This window comes from Spirosoma fluminis (genome assembly GCF_054778895.1).
The window spans coordinates 84661-100921 of sequence record NZ_BAAGZD010000016.1 but is presented as its reverse complement, the minus strand read 5'-3'; the positions used below and the strand labels follow the sequence as shown (position 1 = coordinate 100921).

The following is a 16261-nucleotide window of genomic DNA, read 5'->3' as shown; positions in this document are numbered from 1 at the left end:
GGGGGTAACCTTACGGATTAAAAGTAGCAGATTGCCAGCTGCGTAGTCGGCCGTTTTTGTTTTCGAGCATGTATACCTGTACACCCGAAAACCGCTTTACGAGCCGACGGCTTTTCCGCAGGCCCGCTACGCTGAATACCTTTGTCAGCGCATCAGCCCGGTAACCCTCCGGGGCCAGCACGGTCGTTTGCACAAAATGGGAAAGCCCCAGTCCTGACCGCGGATTCATAATGTGCGAGTAGCGTTTTCCTTGGTGCTCAAGATACCGATACGTATCCCCAGAGGTTGTAATGGCCACATTCTTGATCACGACAGTCGACGTATCGATTTTACCGTTTTTGAGGGAGCTAATGGTCACTCGCCAGCCTTCGCGGTTTGGGGGTGCCTCCCCCACCAGCACATCACCGCCTATATCGATCAGCACAGACCGCAGACCAAAGCCATATAACACCTGCAAGGCTTCATCTACTGCGAAGCCTTGCCCAATCCCGCCAACGTCTAACCGCATACCTGCCCGGCGGAGCTTTACCGATTGAGTCACCGAATCCAGCTCCATTCCTTTATATCCGACTGCCTGTCTGGCCTGGCGACGTCTCCTGGCATCCGGAAACTCATGCCGCCTGACGGCTCTGCGCCACAGTAGTGACAATGGCCCAACGGTCGGATCAAAACGTCCACGCGAACTGGAAGCGATCTGGTCTGCTTTCTGGAGAACCTCGAATAGCTCGGCCGAAACAGGAACCCAACGGCCCGAGCCCGCTGTTTCGGACAGACGATTGATCTCGGAGCCGTCCAGGTAATCGCTCATGATCTGATTCAGCGTATCCATCCGGGCCGAAACAGCCGTATAAGCACGTTGGGCGGTCAGGCTGTCAGGAGCATACAGAATCACATTGAACTGCGTACCCATCAGGCCGCGGTGAAAGCTGTACCGCTGGAGCGGTTGAGCCGAACCAGGAGAGGGCATCAGCCAGCAAGCCAACGTCAGCAGGTATAGAAACAAACGAAGCGGCAACTTCAGAATAACGTAAGTATGGTCACGATAAAAAATAAATTCATCCTGCTGGCGGCTGGTTTCTGGCTGACCGGAATTGTACTAACTCTGCTCGGTGCTTACGGCAACAACCACCAGTGGGAAAGCACGGGCGTATTGCTAAGCATCGGAATAACCAGCCAGGCCGTGGGTTTCGGCTTTCTGGGGTTTGCGATCATGCAGGCCGTTTTCAGGAAAAAGCCTTAAATACGGGCTGCTTTGTTCCGCAGCATCATATCGACCAGCACCAGTGCGGCCATGGCTTCAATAATCGGCACGGCCCGTGGTACCACGCAGGGATCATGGCGCCCTTTCCCCGAAACAGTTACCGGCTGCCCGTGCACATCGACGCTGTCCTGATCCTGCATGATAGTGGCTACCGGCTTGAACGCCGTGCGAAAGAAAATGTCTTCTCCGTTGCTGATGCCCCCCTGAATGCCGCCCGAATGATTTGATTTAGTACGTACGCGTCCCGTTTCGTCGGTGTAGAACTCGTCGTTGTGCGCTGAACCATACAATTCGGCCCCGGCAAAACCGCTGCCGTATTCAAAGCCTTTCACGGCGTTAATGCTGAGCATGGCTTTCCCTAACTCCGCATGGAGTTTATCGAAGACGGGTTCGCCCCAACCCACCGGAACTCCCGTAATCACACAATCCACTACACCACCGATTGAATCGCCCCGTTTGCGGGTTTCATCGATGTACTGAAACATCTGCTCGGCCGTATCGGGGTCTGGGCAGCGAACGGCATTTTCTTCGGCGAGGGCCAGGTTCAGCGCCTGATAGGGTTTTTCGAGTTTAAGAGTTCCGACCTGCGATACGTACGCCCGAATCTGTACACCCTGTTGCCCCAACAGAAGTTTGGCGATTGCGCCCGCAGCTACCCGCGCGGCCGTCTCCCGCGCCGACGAGCGGCCCCCGCCCCGGTAGTCTCGCGAACCATACTTGGTCTGATATGTATAATCAGCGTGAGAAGGCCGGAACTGTTCGGCAATATGGCCATAGTCTTTACTACGTTGGTCCGTATTCCGGATGAGCAGCGCAATAGGCGTTCCCTGGGTTTTTCCGTCAAACACGCCCGACAGTACCTCAAATTCGTCGGCCTCACGGCGTTGGGTCGTTATCCGCGACTGACCCGGCTTTCGCCGGTCCAGTTCGTGCTGAATAAAATCGGCATCAAAAGATAATCCAGCCGGACAGCCATCAATGACAACGCCAATACCTGGCCCATGCGACTCACCAAACGTAGAAATTTTAAATAAGGTACCGTACGTACTGCTCATGCGATTTAGTTACGCCCCGCTGCCCTAGCGAAGCATTAATGTTTAAAAAAAACAAAGATCATTCCCAGCAACATCAGAATTATCAGCACATTGGCGACCGACCGGATCAATACCGATACGCTTACGGGCTGATGGCGGCTATCCATCGACTCAATACCGGCGAACAGCGAATTTGCCGACGAGTTGATCGGGACCGCGTTTTCGTCTCCCTTTGCAACCTGCGCCACGGCCGCTACGTTCCCCGTTGCCTGTAAACCACTCCCGCCCACTATCAGCCGCATATTCGGTCGCAGGGTGTCGTATCGGGCGAGCTGCGGATCGAAATAAACCCACAGAAATCGGTCTGCCAATGAAATCGTTTTGTTCTCGTGCGGCACGATGAAGTACGAAAACGTTTTTCGCCCGGTCACCTGACTGGCCGATCGGTTAACGACCTGCCGTTCCTCGGGCGGAAAAATAGCCAGATCCGTTCCCTCATTGGGTAATGCAGGCGCTGGTAACGTAGCAATATTTCCTTCTCCGCTTACGGTAAAGGTATATTTAACGCTTTTACCGATGCTGACCCGTTGTCGTTCGAGCCCTTCAGTGAGTTGAAACTTGCCAACGGGTACCCGGCCCCGCAAGGGATGAGGAGGCAGCGCCCGAACCTGCACCACCGTAGGTCGGCTGGTAAAGGCAACTTTGCTGGTCTCGGGTGCGGGCGGTCCAATAACGGGTCGGGTCTGGGTTAACCATAAAGACACCGACGGTATACGTAACGACTGGCTGGACAGCGGAAAAAATATGGATTGAAAGAGTCGGTACTCGCGGTACTTTTTTCCCCGAATCATCAACTGGATCGGCTTCAGGTCGGTTATGTTCAGGCTTTCTTCCCAAGCATTCGTTGGCCGAATCCGACGCGATATTGTTTGCAGCTGTTGATCCAACGCTTTGAAATCGAGCACATACGGGTAGTTATCGGCTACGTAAAAGGATAAGGTGAGCGCTACGGCCTCTCCCGTATAAATAGATCCCGTAGACGGCTTTAATGCCAGGAAAGCCGCATCGTTAGAGGGCGGTAGGGTAGCCGTAGCGGCTATAGCAGCGGCCGATGGTTGTACAGTCAGGATAGCCCCGTCGGAGGTGGCCACTTCGCCGTTCGCGGTAATTGTGAACGGCGCTAGTCGGAATCGTCCGACTGCCCGCGCCTGATAGTTCTGCGTAATGATCTGATTGGTAATCGTTTTGCCCCCGACCTCACTTGTTGTTACACTGGCCGACGTACCCTTCTTCGAAAAGCCGGGGATGTCGGGGAAGACAACAGCCGGACGCGTATCACTATTGGCGATAAGTACTGAAATCGTAAAGGGCCGTTCAATCGGAAAAACAGACTGACTTAATTCGATAGTTACAACATTATCAACACTTTGTGCAATACACAACGAAAAACTTAAATAAAATAATGCAAAAAAATTTAATAATAATCCTAAAAATCTATTTAGTTTGCGGCAACAATTCCTCGAACAAGTCGTTACGTTTTTGAGTGACACACCATTAACCAACATGTCAACTTCTTTCATTTTTATCAACTTCTTTAACCAAAAAACAAGATACCATGCTTTCCATGCTTGAGTATATCAAGACTATCCTTCAGAAGGTAAGTTTTGATAAAGGGCTATTCGAAAAAGAACTGGCGAAAGCAATCCAAATGCTGATTCCAGACGAAGTAAAGCAACTCAAACGCTGGTGTTACGCCCAGTTCGGCAAGGTCTATCGTGTTGTGCTAAACCGTTGCTTTTCGCGGACTAGATTTGCCTGACTACGTATTTATTTATTGTCTGCCCGGCCCCCAGTTTAAACGCTGGGGGTTTTTTGTTGGCTACAACTCAACTTTGTCGCGCATAGCGGGAATGACTACCTGCCGAAAACCGGCTGCCTGTAATTTTTCTTTCCAGATCAGCTGTTCGTCGTATTCGCCGTGTACCAGAAACACGGTTTTAACCCGCGCCGGGTCCTGACAGGCCAGAAATTGAAGCATCTCCCGGTAATCGCCGTGGGCCGAGAATGAGTCCATAACCTCAACGTTGGCTTTTACGGTGTAGCGCTCCCCAAAAATCGTTACCTCTCTATCGCCCCGCTTCAGAGCACCGCCCAGACTGTTGGGCGATGCGTAACCGACCAGCAAAATCGTCGTCCGATTATCTTCAATGTTATTCTTAATATGATGTTTGATACGTCCCGCTTCAGCCATACCCGACGGGGCAATGATAATACACGGTCCTGGCCGGTCATTGATGGCCTTTGATTCGTTAACGTCGGCTACGTAGTGTAAATTGGGGAAATCAAACGCGTCCCCATCTTTTTTTATGTACGCCAGAATATCTGGATTATAATCTTCCTGGTGCCGACGCATGACTTCAGTAGCCTTTACCGACATAGGGCTGTCGATATAAACCGGCAGTCTGGGCAAGCGCCCTTCGCTGGATAGCTGATCAAGGGCATAGATCAACTCCTGCGTCCGATCGACGGCGAAGGCGGGTATGATCAGTTTGCCTCCCTCATCCACGCAGGTCTGTTTCACTATGCGCAACAGGTGCGCTTTCATATCGGGCTCGGCCTCATGAAGCTGATTGCCGTATGTCGATTCACAGATAATGTAATCGGCCTGCGGAAAGGGGTCGGGTTTACGCAGTATTTTATCATCCGGGCGGCCGATATCGCCACTAAAAAACAAGTGCTTTTCTTCCAGCTGACCGGTTTTATCTTTTTCGCGAATGGTTAGGCTAACGGACGCGCTGCCCAGCAGGTGCGCGGCATCGGTTAATAAACCAGTCACCTCATCGCAGATCACAAAGGGGCTGTTGTACGCAACCGGCTGCATCAGACCCAGCGCCTGCTCCACATCGGCCTCGTCGTACAGTGCTTCCAGCTCCGGTTGGCCACGACGACTCCGGCGCTGATTGACACGGTCGAGATCACGCTCCTGAATCCGGGCGCTGTCCATCAGCATAACTTCGCACAGATCAGCTGTAGATGCGGTTGTAAAGATTGGCCCCCGAAAGCCCTGCCGGACGAGCCGGGGAATCAGACCGGTATGATCGATGTGCGCGTGCGACAGCACCATATAATCCACGGCCGCCGGATCAAATCCAAATTCCTGGTTGAGTTCGTCGGTATTGATTCCCTGAAACAAACCGCAGTCAAGCAGAATTTGTGTGCCCGAAGCCGTGGTGAGCAAATGTTTGCTGCCCGTAACGGTACGGGCCGCCCCGAAAAATTGAATGGTCATGGACAAAAATAGTATAGGAACAACCCCGACGCATTAATTTGCCTCTCTTCTTCGCTTTTTCTACCGTAGCAACAGAAGTCAAGTGCTATACAAAGAAACACAGAGATTTACCGAGTTATCAAATCAAATGGTTGCGTTCGCGAAAAGACACCTCATACAGCTAAGCAAACAACGCGTTGTTCGGGTGTTTCTTTTGGCTATTGTCGGTTTTCTTAGCCTCGATTTCTTATTTCCGGTCAATACCCGGATTCCCTATGCTACGCTCATCACGGCTCAGGATGGGTCAGTGCTTCACGCGTTTCTGAGCCGCGATGACAAATGGCGGTTGTATACAGAGCTTTCCGAAATAACACCCCGACTCCGGGAGGCCATACTGTTTAAAGAAGACAAGTATTTTTATTACCATCCCGGATTCAACCCCGTAGCCATGATCCGGGCCGCTGTTCGAAACACTCTGACCGGCCAACGAACGTCTGGCGCATCCACAATTACAATGCAGACCGTGCGGCTACTCGAACCCCGTAAGCGAACGTACCGAAATAAGCTCATTGAGTTGTTCCGGGCCGTGCAGTTGGAACTACATTATTCAAAAGATGAGATTTTACAGCTATACCTGAATCTGATTCCGTATGGCGGTAACGTTGAAGGATTAAAATCCGCTTCACTCCTGTACTTTGGCAAATTGCCGACGCTGCTGAGCCTGGCCGAATTAACCACCTTAACCATTATTCCGAACCGCCCGTCGAGTCTTCGGTTAGGCAAGGCGAATCCGTTTATTGTTCAGGAGCGGAACCGCTGGCTGAGCCGCTTCAAAACAGCCCAGCTCTTCGATGCAGCCGCCCTAACGGATGCCCTTCACGAACCCCTCACTGCCTACCGGCACCAAGCCCCGCAGCTCGCCCCGCATTTGGCCCAACGCCTTCGCAATACGTATCCAAATCTTCCGATTGTTCGATCGGCCTTACGGCCGGATATGCAGAAAACAGCCGAACGTATCGTAACGAATTACGCCAACCGCCTGCGCACTGTCGGCATACAGAATGCGGCTGTGCTGATCGTAGATAACGAGACCCAGGACGTAGCAGCGTACGTTGGCTCGGCTGATTTCACAAGTTCGGTCGATGGCGGACAGGTGGACGGGGTGCGGGCAATCCGGTCGCCGGGCAGTGCGCTGAAGCCCCTGCTCTACGGACTAGCCTTCGACGCTGGTTTTGTTACGCCCAAAACCAAACTGGCTGACGTTCCAACCAACTTTAGCGGTTATGAGCCCGATAACTATGATCGTCGGTTCAACGGTCTGGTCACGGCGGAGTTTGCCCTGGCCAACTCGCTGAATATTCCGGCGGTAGCTTTGTTGAAGGAACTCGGTACGCCTGCACTGGTATCTACCCTACGAAGAGCGGGTTTTTCCACGGTCAAAAAGCAAGCGAACGACCTGGGGCTATCGATGATTCTGGGTGGTTGTGGCGTAACGCTGGAGGAAATGACCCGGCTTTACACCAGCCTGGCCAACGAAGGCGTTTTCAGACCCCTGCGCTTCACCAGTAACTCCGCTAAAAGTGCATCCGTGCGTACTACGTCATCAGGTGTAAACCAGATATTGAGTCCGGAAGCCGCTTATCTCGTTACCCATACCCTCACCCAGATTACCCGGCCCGACCTCCCGAATAATTTCGACAACAGTTATCACCTCCCGAAAATTGCCTGGAAAACGGGGACTTCCTACGGCCGACGCGACGCCTGGAGTATTGGCTACAACCGACGTTATACCATTGGCGTGTGGGTGGGCAACTTTTCGGGAACGGGCGTCGCGGAGCTAAGCGGGGCAAATACGGCTACACCTTTATTGTTTCAGCTCTTCAATGCGGTGGATTATAATTCATCGGTTGGCTGGTTCAGGGTCCCAAGCGACGGAGCGGCCTCCCGGCTGGCAATGCGGCTCATCTGCCCCGAAACGGGGGACATTCCCGGTGAATTCTGTCAGAATCCCGTAACGGACTACTGCATCCTCGGCGTGTCGCGGAACCACCGCTGCCAGCATCGAAAGGCCGTTTACACGAACAAGGCGGGTACCCTGTCGTACTGTGCGCACTGTCGGCCCGACTCGGCCGTGGTACGTCGGGCCTATCCCAACCTTTCGCCCAATGTCTTAACGTTTTACCAGACGAATCACATTCCCACTGAACTGCCTCCTCCGCATAATCCAGCCTGCGAACGCGTTTTCGGCGACGGAGGACCGCTGATTACGAGCCTGAACGACGGCAGTGAATACTTTATCAACACCAAACACCCCGCTGATCTTCAGCTAGGTTGCCAGGCCGACAACGATGTCAAGATGGTCTACTGGTATCTAAACAACAAGCTTTATGTAAAAGCGAAAGCGGCTGAGGCCGTCTTTTTCAAGCCGCGTCCGGGTGTGCTTAAAATTTCCTGCGCTGACGACAAGGGCCGCCACAGTGACATACAGGTCGTCATCAAAGCGGAATGAGCCGGTTTTGCTTTCTCAATTTTTATGAACAGTTTTCCACTCTGAAAACCTCCTTCCCATTCTCTTATGAAATTCTGTTTATCCTTATTCACCGCAGTACTGCTGACAACGGCAACGTACGCCCAGCAAGCCACCGACCCAACCCAGGACCCAACGGCCCTTGGCAATGCCTTTTTTAAAGCGATGCTCGACGAAGATGGCACCACGATGGGTAAGCTCCTGGCCAGTGATTTCAGCATCATCAGTTTCGACGGACAGTCTGTGGAAGGTGATATGCTGGCGCAGGGCATGAGTGGCGGGTACGTAGTGGTTGAAAACGCTACCGTTTCGAACACCCGAACCCGCCAATACAACAACGATTCAGCCGTGATGACCGGCAACTGGAAAGCCAAAGGCAACGTGCAGGGGCAAGCCTTTGATACCAACGTAACGTTCTCAGTGATCAGCGCCAAACAAGGCAATGCTTGGAAAATTGTGAATGTCCAGTTTACGCCCACTCGCTAACGACCGCTTGCTAAGTCCGTTTTTAAAAAGCCAGCCCACTCATCTACATTGAGTGGGTTTTTCATTTCCCTGACCATTCTCACCGCTTCACTCATGAAATCGCGTTTTTCAGTAGGGCTCGTCTGCGCTTTAGTTTCCATACTTCTTATTCATTGCTCACGGCTCCCGTTCAATGAGCTTTCAGTGGTGGGCCGCAACTTCGAGGATGAAGTGCAGCAAACCCAGAATCTCATCTTTACATTTAACAAAAACATTTCCCAAGCGAATCAGATCGACCAGTGGGACTCAACGCAATACGTCCGCTTCAAGCCCGCAGTACGGGGTAAATTCAAGTGGACGGCCCCGAACGAACTGATTTTCTCCCCGGCGGTAGCCTTCGATCCGGCGACTGATTACCGCGCCGAGCTAACGAACGACTTACTGGCACGTACTGACCAGAAGGAACTGACGGTATCTGGCGATGTGATCAGTTTCCACACCCCCTATCTGCAACTGACCAGTTCAGAAAGCTGGTGGTCACGCTCCCGCGAAACAGGTCAGCCCGTAGCCAAAGTCCGGCTGAATTTCAATTACCCGATCAATTCGTCCGACATAGCGAACAAACTGGCGATTACCAGCAACGACAAACCTCTCACCACGCAGGTTAGCCAGCAGGACGCGCAAAACAGTGTATCCGTTGCCTTAGTGAATGCGCCCGCCGAGAAGAATGAACAGCCGCTTGCCGTAAAAGTAGACAAAGGCCTTAAGGTACCGAACACGGCGTTTACCAGTAAGGAAACCATCGAGGAAACGGGTACACTGCCATCGCGCTACAAGATTGATATTACGGAGGTTCAGACGAGCTTCGAAAGCAACCGTACTGGTCAGCCCGAGGGTGTTGTGCGCGTCATTACAACTCAGGAAGTTCAGGCGGGTAATCTGAGCGCGTATTACACTGTACAACCGCAGGTCGAAACAACCGCTGAACTAACGGAGAATGGCTTCATCATCCGGGGCAATTTTAACGAAACAGATACGTATGTCTTAACGCTTACCGATCAGATAAAGGGGGTATTAGGCGCTACGTTAACCGAGTCAGCCACGCGCGATCTGTTCTTCGGAAAGATGCCCGCCAGCATTCGGTTTGCGAACCAGAAAGCGATGTACTTATCCTCAAAGGGTGCCCGAAACGTTGGCTTATCGATCGTAAACATTCCTAAGGTACAGGTAAAAATTGCCAAGCTCTACGAAAACAACCTGCTGGGGTACCTGCGCTCCAATCGATACGAACAATACGGCGAAGACGCCAGTGGCAACTGGAAGCCTACGGGTGTTTACTCGTACGATGCCGATGAGTCGAACGACCTCAGCAGCCTACTGGTCGACAAGACGATTGAAACGACCGACTTACCCAAAGTTCGGGGTGTTTCGGCCCTTAACGTAGCCTTGCCCGATCAGAACAATACGTTCCGGGGTGTTTATCTGGTGTCTGTAGGCTCCAAAGACGAAGCCTATTTGCAGGCTAGTCAACTGGTGTCCGTGTCAGATATTGGCCTGGTGGCGCGACAAACGAAAGACGAGGTGCTGGTATGGGCCAACTCGATTCAGTCGGCCGAACCTCTTCAGGGCGTTGAGATAAGCCTGATCAGTAGTAATAATCAATCAGTATACACGCTACAGACCGATGGAGCCGGGTTCGCCAAGTTCGAAGAAATCAGCGAGAAAGCGCCCGGCTTCACAATCGCCCTGATTACCGCCCGACTGGGCACAAAGGCAGCGACTCCGGGGGATGACTTCAACTTTCTGTTTTTACCCGACACACAAGTGGAAACCTCACGCTTTGAAGTCGACGGCAAACGAGACAACGAGTCCGGATTTGACGCCTTTGTATATGGCGACCGGGATATTTACCGACCCGGTGAAACTATTCATTTCAATACTGTGATTCGCTCGCAGGCCTGGCAAAGTGTGGGCGAGATTCCGGTATTGATCCGGTTACTGATGCCAAACGGACGGGAATACCGCGCCTTCCGCAAAACGACCAATGCGCAGGGTGCGGTAGTTACGGATATTCCTCTTGACCCGGCCGCAGTAACCGGCAGCTATACCATTGAGGTCCTGAACGCAAATAATGTGCTGCTTACGTCCCAGGCGGTCAGCGTCGAAGAGTTTATTCCGGATCGGATCAAAGTCGACGTATTGACTGACCGGACCAGCTACAAATCCGGCCAGACGATTACGCTTTCGGCGACGGCGCTGAACTTATTTGGCCCCCCCGCGTCGGACCGGGCGTATGAGATGGAGATACAGCTCAAGCGAAAAGCCTTTACCCCCAAAGGCTTCGAGGAATTTGATTTCAGCATATCCGGTGAACAGGCTGGTGTTTCGGTATCCTTCCCTAAGGAGTTACGTCAGGGCCGCACGAACGCGAACGGTCAGGCCACCGAGCGCTTTGCCATTCCGGCGCAGTATCAGGATATCGGTTTGCTCGAAGCCAAGCTGTTCATCACCGTTTTTGACGAAAATGGGCGACCCGTTAATCGACTTCGGCGGTTCGACGTGCTTACGCAGGATACTTTTTTCGGAATTCGCCTGCCCGATCGTTACGTCAGCACCAACACACCTATCGCTACTGAATTGGTAGCGCTGGATCCTACTGGCATTCATCGCGCTTCGGCTTCGGCGCAGGTGGAAGTTGTACGCTATGATTACCAGACCGTTATTGAAAAGAAGGATAATGAGCAGATAAAATACACCACCAAACGGCGCGAAAAATCGGTATATACCAACACGCTGGTGTTTAAAGCGGGCAAGTCTTCGTTTCGCTACGTACCGACGGTTTCGGGTGAATACGAGATCCGGGTTCATCGGCCGAATCAGTCTAATGGCCCGGCGGTCAATTACGCAGCGACTGGTTTTTACGCCTATGGCTACGGCAGTACGTCGGCCTCGTCCTTTGAGGTGAGCCAGGAAGGGCAGGTGCTGATCACCGCCGATAAGTCTGTATACGAGACCGGTGATAAAGCGAAAGTACTTTTCAAAGCACCGTTCGATGGCAAACTGCTCGTCACCGTTGAGCGCAATCAGGTACTGGAACATCACTGGCTGATGACCGATAACAAATCGGCGGAATTGACATTTGCCGTGGGTGATGACCACCTGCCCAATGTGTACGTAACGGCCACGCTCATCCGGGCTATGGACGGCCCCAACGGCGTACCATCCAACCTACCGCTGACGGTAGCGCATGGCTTTGCGCCGATCTCCGTTCAGAACGCCGACACCAAACTGCCGATCACGATTTCGGCTGCTACCCAATCCCGGTCAAAAACAAAGCAAACGATACGTATCAAAACGACCCGCAACGCTCAGGTTACAGTGGCCGTGGTGGACGAAGGCATTCTTCAGCTCAAGAATTTCAAAACGCCCGACCCGCATGGGTTCTTTTATCAGAAACGAGCGCTTGAAGTAGGCAGCCATGATCTGTATGCCCTGCTTTATCCGGAGTTGTCGTTACGTTCGTCGAGCGTTGGCGGAGACGGTTACGATCTGGAACGACGCGTTAACCCGCTTAGCAACGGCCGGGTGCGCTTAGTGGCTGTATGGAGTGGCCTGCTGGATACGGGACTGGATGGCGAGACCGAGTTTACCATTGACGTACCTCAGTTTTCGGGTGATTTGCGGATTATGGCGGTGGCTTACAAAGACAATGCGTTTGGATCAGCCAATACTAACATGAAGGTGGCCGATCCGATTGTGATCAGTACCGGCCTGCCGCGCTTCCTGACTCCCGGCGACCAGCTCGACTTACCGGTCAACCTGAGCAATACGACCAGGAAACCAGCCGTGGTAACGGCCAGGCTAAGTTTATCGGGTCCGTTAGCTGCCGACAGCGTCACCACGCAGAACGTAACGATTCAACCAGGGCGCGAAAGTCGGGCGTTGTTCCGCCTGACCGCTCGCCAGGCGATTGGCCTGGGAGCGGTAACCATAACCGTAAACGGTCTGGGCGAGACATTTACCGAAAAAACCGACGTAACGGTACGCCCGGCGGCTTCGTTGCAGAAAACCACTCTGTCCGGTGCGGTAGCCAGTGGCCAAAGTCAGACCTTACGGTTAGCCAGCAATTTCTTACCCGGCACGGCACGGGCCAGCGTAATGCTGAGTCGATCGCCGGTAACGCAATACGGGCGGGAACTGTCCTACTTACTGGGCTATCCACACGGCTGTATCGAGCAAACGATTTCCAAAGCTTTTCCGCAACTCTATTTTGCCGATTTAGCTAAGCAAGCGGGGTCAAATACGTATTTCGTTCGGACGGGTGACAGCGACCTCAACCCCGGCACAAACGTTCGACAGGCGGTGCAAACCGTTGAAGGCCTGCAGGCAGCGAACGGTGGATTTATGATGTGGCCGGGTATGGAAAGCGCCAAAACCGACCCCTGGGTAACCGCGTATGCCGTGCATTTCCTGACGGAAGCTCAGGAAGCAGGCTTTGCCGTTCGCTCGTCGGTAGTCAGTGGCGCTATTGACAATCTGACTACGTTCACCAACAACCCGGCAACGGAAAACTCGGTAACCTACGACGAAGCCGGTGGACGTACCGTACGACCCGTCGCCAGTAGAACCGCAATTTATGCGCTGTATACGCTGGCGGTGGCGGGCAAACCCAATCGGTCGGCCATGAACTACTACAAACAAAATAGTAGTCTGCTTACTCCCGATAGCCGGTATCTGCTGGCGGCAGCGTTCTTCCGGGTGGGTGATACAAGAAGTTATACCGCTTTATTGCCCAAACGATTTACGGACAACACCACCGGTCGGGAAACCGGCGGCAGTTACGCGTCTCCCCTCCGGAATCTGGCCTTAACGCTTGATGCCCTTATCGAAACGGATCGCGACAACCTGCAAATTCCAATCCTGGCCCGGCAGCTGGCCAGCGCGTTACGTCAGGCATCGTACCTCAATACGCAGGAAGCTGCTTTTGCTCTCCTGGCGCTGGGTAAACTGGCCCGTCAGAATGCCAATAATACGGCAACAGCTACGCTTACAACAGGCGGTAAATCGCTTGGTACGTTAAACGCCCCCTACTTGAACATCAAGCGTGTACCGACCAATCAGCCCTTACTGCTCACTACCAAAGGTTCGGGTACGGTCTACTACTTTGCGCAAAGTGAAGGGATTCCGGCAACGGGACCTGTTACCGAGGAAGACAATGGATTGCGTGTACGCCGGGAGTATTTGACACGTGATGGTCAGGCGGTTACGGAGATCAAGCAGAACGATTTGGTAGTAGTGAAGCTAACGCTGGCCAGTACCAACGGCTTAACCGTCGGCAACGTCGTCGTTACCGATTTACTCCCGGCTGGTTTAGAGGTCGAGAATCCGCGCCTGACCGAGCAACGGGATATGACTTGGATGCAAAAGCCGAGTACCCCCGACCACTTCGATCTACGAGACGACCGGATCAATTTCTACGCCACCGCTACGGGAACTGAACAAACGTTTTATTACCTGGCCCGAGCCGTTTCGAAAGGACGCTTCATCCTTGGGCCGGTTTCTGCCGACGCCATGTACAATGGAGAATATCGAAGCTACAATGGTGCGGGAAGTATAGTAATCCGTTGATGCCTCTCTTAGTATCGCAGGAGGATTGTGGAGTAAATTTCCGATGGGCGTTTACTCCACAATTCTTGTAGAATGAAGTCCCAACATTTGCCTTGATTCTGGTGTTGACTAGCTAAAATGCCTTGGTACATTATTTGACCCTTATTTTTCGGCATTATCAATAAATGATCCAACGTTATGAAAAGGAACACATGGGTAGTCGCTTCATTTCTGGCTGCTACAATTGGACTATCATCCTGCGCAACCGTTGAAGGATGGCTTTATGGCGACTCCCGGAACAGTCGTCAGGAAATGGTACAGTACGACCGGACATCACGCGACCGGGATTCGCGCAGCCGGACAGCCAGTAACGACAAAGACCGCGACGAGCGATACAGCCGCCAGGATCGTCGGAAGGATGACGACCGGGAAGAACGGGGTTTGTTCAGTCGTCGGGGCAATGAGCGGATGAGCCAGAACGACCGGTCTCGAAGCGACTCCCGAAATTCTAACTCATATCGGAATCCATACGGAACCTCCAGTAATCGGTACGACGACCGGGAAGACCGGCCCAGTCGCCTGTCGGGTGGAGATTCCTATGATAATCGGTACTCGTACAACGACCGGAATCGCCAGGATTACGACGACCGGGATTCGTACAGCGGACGCTCAGATTATAACAGCTATCGGGACCGGAACTCCTACGACCGTGACCGCATGAACGAGGATCGATACTCCTCCAATGATCGGTACAACGATCGGGATCGCGACAGTCGCCGGTATAGTGACCGGGAAGATCGGTCAGATTACAACAGCGACCGGTACTCGTATCGCCAAGATGATCGGGACGATGATCGACGTAACCGCTACGATGACCGCGATAACCGTCGTGACAACGACCGGGATCAGGATAGTCGGGATCGTGACAATCGCCGGGATGACCGCGATAGTTACCGGGATCGCGATGATCAGCGGGGCGTAGGCAATCTGTTCAATCGTCGGGATGATGATCGGGGTCGGGATAGCCGGGACCGGTATGACGACCGGGATAGTCGCCGGGATAATGACCGCGACCGGAACGATCGCGACAGAGCTGACCGCACCAGCCGTAGAGACAACGACCAGGACAATGATCGGGCTGCCAGCCGCGACCGTCGGGAGTTAACCGATCGTATTGGCGAGCAAATGGATAAACTCGACGAACAGATCGACGACGCGAAACAAGAGGTAAAGAACGAAAGTCGTAAGGACAAAAGAGCCCGCGAGGACCGCGTAAAAGACCTGGAGGATAAGCGTCGGCAACTCGCTGATTCGTACTACAAAGTGCAGCGCTCCAGTGAAGACGACTTCAAAAAAGTGAAGCGGGAAACCAATCGTCTGGTCGACGATATTGAAGACGCTATGGATAAACTGAAGGATAAGGTTGACAAAAAATAAGCGGTACGTCTACCAACGTGATAAGTGGGTCTGGTTCGATGAACCAGACCTTTTTTTTGTGGCTATACGCCGATCAACATAACAAGCCCCAATCGACTCATTTCAACTCATTCTTTACGCTAACTTTGCGGTATGGCTCTACTAAAATCTGTTCGCGGCATTCATCCTCAGTTCGGCGAAAATTGCTGGTTTGCCGAAAACGCTACCATTGTTGGCGACGTAACGATGGGACGCGACTGCACTGTCTGGTTCAACGCGGTCGTGCGGGGCGACGTAAATTCGATTACAATCGGCAACCAAACCAACATTCAGGACGGGGCCGTGATTCATTGTACGTATCAGCGCTACAAAACTACCATTGGCAGTTACGTGTCCATTGCTCATAATGCAGTCGTGCACGGCTGTACGCTGGAAGATAAAGTACTCGTTGGCATGGGCGCTATCGTTATGGATGGGGCTGTTGTCGGTACGGGCAGCATTATTGCCGCGGGCGCTATTGTTACTCAGAATACAGTAGTCCCTCCCGGGTCCATCTACGCCGGAAACCCAGCCAGACTGCTCAAGCCTGTGTCAGCCGAGCAGGAAGAAATCTTTATGCGAACCGCTAACAACTACGTACTATATGCCCAGTGGTTTCGGGAATAGTACGTCCATGAGAAAGT

At 52.8% G+C, this 16261-nt stretch carries 11 protein-coding genes; 7 read left to right on the top strand and 4 right to left on the bottom strand.

Translation table 11 applies throughout. The features are described from left to right. Positions 1-10 precede the first annotated feature (10 nt). Positions 11-1003 (bottom strand): FAD:protein FMN transferase, encoded by a 993-nt coding sequence (locus ACYVBJ_RS18475; protein ID WP_460983783.1) that lies wholly within the window; start codon positions 1001-1003, stop codon positions 11-13. A 30-nt stretch (positions 1004-1033) separates the two neighbouring features. Between ACYVBJ_RS18475 and ACYVBJ_RS18470 the strand changes: the two genes are divergently transcribed. Then, on the top strand, positions 1034-1240 hold the full coding sequence (locus ACYVBJ_RS18470) for a hypothetical protein (RefSeq protein WP_460983782.1): 207 nt from the start codon (positions 1034-1036) through the stop codon (positions 1238-1240). Here ACYVBJ_RS18470 and aroC read toward each other — a convergent pair. Both aroC and ACYVBJ_RS18460 read right to left on the bottom strand, forming a co-directional pair. Next, positions 1237-2316: a chorismate synthase gene (aroC, locus tag ACYVBJ_RS18465; protein WP_460983781.1), complete on the bottom strand. Its 1080-nt coding sequence runs from the start codon at positions 2314-2316 to the stop codon at positions 1237-1239. The two genes, ACYVBJ_RS18470 and aroC, sit on opposite strands and share 4 nt — an antisense overlap. Positions 2317-2351: 35 nt before the next feature. Next, a complete protein-coding gene (locus ACYVBJ_RS18460; RefSeq protein WP_460983780.1) occupies positions 2352-3737 on the bottom strand; it encodes a BatD family protein in 1386 nt (461 codons plus the stop codon). 173 nt (positions 3738-3910) lie between these two features. On the opposite strand from ACYVBJ_RS18460, the gene ACYVBJ_RS18455 reads away from it, so the two are divergent. Beyond that, positions 3911-4114, top strand: a complete 204-nt coding sequence (locus ACYVBJ_RS18455) for a hypothetical protein (protein WP_460977183.1) — start codon at positions 3911-3913, stop codon at positions 4112-4114. 60 nt (positions 4115-4174) lie between these two features. Here the strand turns inward: ACYVBJ_RS18455 and ACYVBJ_RS18450 are convergent, their stop codons facing one another. Continuing rightward, positions 4175-5584, bottom strand: coding sequence for an MBL fold metallo-hydrolase RNA specificity domain-containing protein (locus ACYVBJ_RS18450; protein ID WP_460983779.1), 1410 nt, complete (start codon positions 5582-5584; stop codon positions 4175-4177). A 127-nt stretch (positions 5585-5711) separates the two neighbouring features. On the opposite strand from ACYVBJ_RS18450, the gene pbpC reads away from it, so the two are divergent. The 5 genes from pbpC (at position 5712) to ACYVBJ_RS18425 (ending at position 16244) form a co-directional block, all read left to right on the top strand. Further along, on the top strand, positions 5712-8072 hold the full coding sequence (pbpC, locus tag ACYVBJ_RS18445; RefSeq protein WP_460983778.1) for a penicillin-binding protein 1C: 2361 nt from the start codon (positions 5712-5714) through the stop codon (positions 8070-8072). A gap of 66 nt (positions 8073-8138) precedes the next feature. Beyond that, positions 8139-8576, top strand: a complete 438-nt coding sequence (locus ACYVBJ_RS18440; protein WP_460983777.1) for a nuclear transport factor 2 family protein — start codon at positions 8139-8141, stop codon at positions 8574-8576. Positions 8577-8669: 93 nt separating this feature from the next. Then, the gene (locus tag ACYVBJ_RS18435) at positions 8670-14183 is read left to right on the top strand and encodes an alpha-2-macroglobulin family protein (protein ID WP_460983776.1); all 5514 of its coding nucleotides are present in this window, start codon (positions 8670-8672) and stop codon (positions 14181-14183) included. 177 nt (positions 14184-14360) lie between these two features. Further along, a complete protein-coding gene (locus tag ACYVBJ_RS18430) occupies positions 14361-15599 on the top strand; it encodes a hypothetical protein (protein ID WP_460983775.1) in 1239 nt (412 codons plus the stop codon). A 132-nt stretch (positions 15600-15731) separates the two neighbouring features. After that, a complete protein-coding gene (locus tag ACYVBJ_RS18425; protein ID WP_460983774.1) occupies positions 15732-16244 on the top strand; it encodes a gamma carbonic anhydrase family protein in 513 nt (170 codons plus the stop codon). Positions 16245-16261: the final 17 nt, after the last annotated feature.

Bases quoted from the DNA above. Each gene is read 5' to 3' on its own strand.
- ACYVBJ_RS18470 (WP_460983782.1), top strand. From the start codon at position 1,034: ATGGTCACGATAAAAAATAAATTCATCCTGCTGGCGGCTGGTTTCTGG.
- aroC (WP_460983781.1), bottom strand. From the start codon at position 2,316: ATGAGCAGTACGTACGGTACCTTATTTAAAATTTCTACGTTTGGTGAG.
- ACYVBJ_RS18455 (WP_460977183.1), top strand. From the start codon at position 3,911: ATGCTTTCCATGCTTGAGTATATCAAGACTATCCTTCAGAAGGTAAGT.
- ACYVBJ_RS18450 (WP_460983779.1), bottom strand. From the start codon at position 5,584: ATGACCATTCAATTTTTCGGGGCGGCCCGTACCGTTACGGGCAGCAAA.
- pbpC (WP_460983778.1), top strand. From the start codon at position 5,712: ATGGTTGCGTTCGCGAAAAGACACCTCATACAGCTAAGCAAACAACGC.
- ACYVBJ_RS18440 (WP_460983777.1), top strand. From the start codon at position 8,139: ATGAAATTCTGTTTATCCTTATTCACCGCAGTACTGCTGACAACGGCA.
- ACYVBJ_RS18435 (WP_460983776.1), top strand. From the start codon at position 8,670: ATGAAATCGCGTTTTTCAGTAGGGCTCGTCTGCGCTTTAGTTTCCATA.
- ACYVBJ_RS18430 (WP_460983775.1), top strand. From the start codon at position 14,361: ATGAAAAGGAACACATGGGTAGTCGCTTCATTTCTGGCTGCTACAATT.
- ACYVBJ_RS18425 (WP_460983774.1), top strand. From the start codon at position 15,732: ATGGCTCTACTAAAATCTGTTCGCGGCATTCATCCTCAGTTCGGCGAA.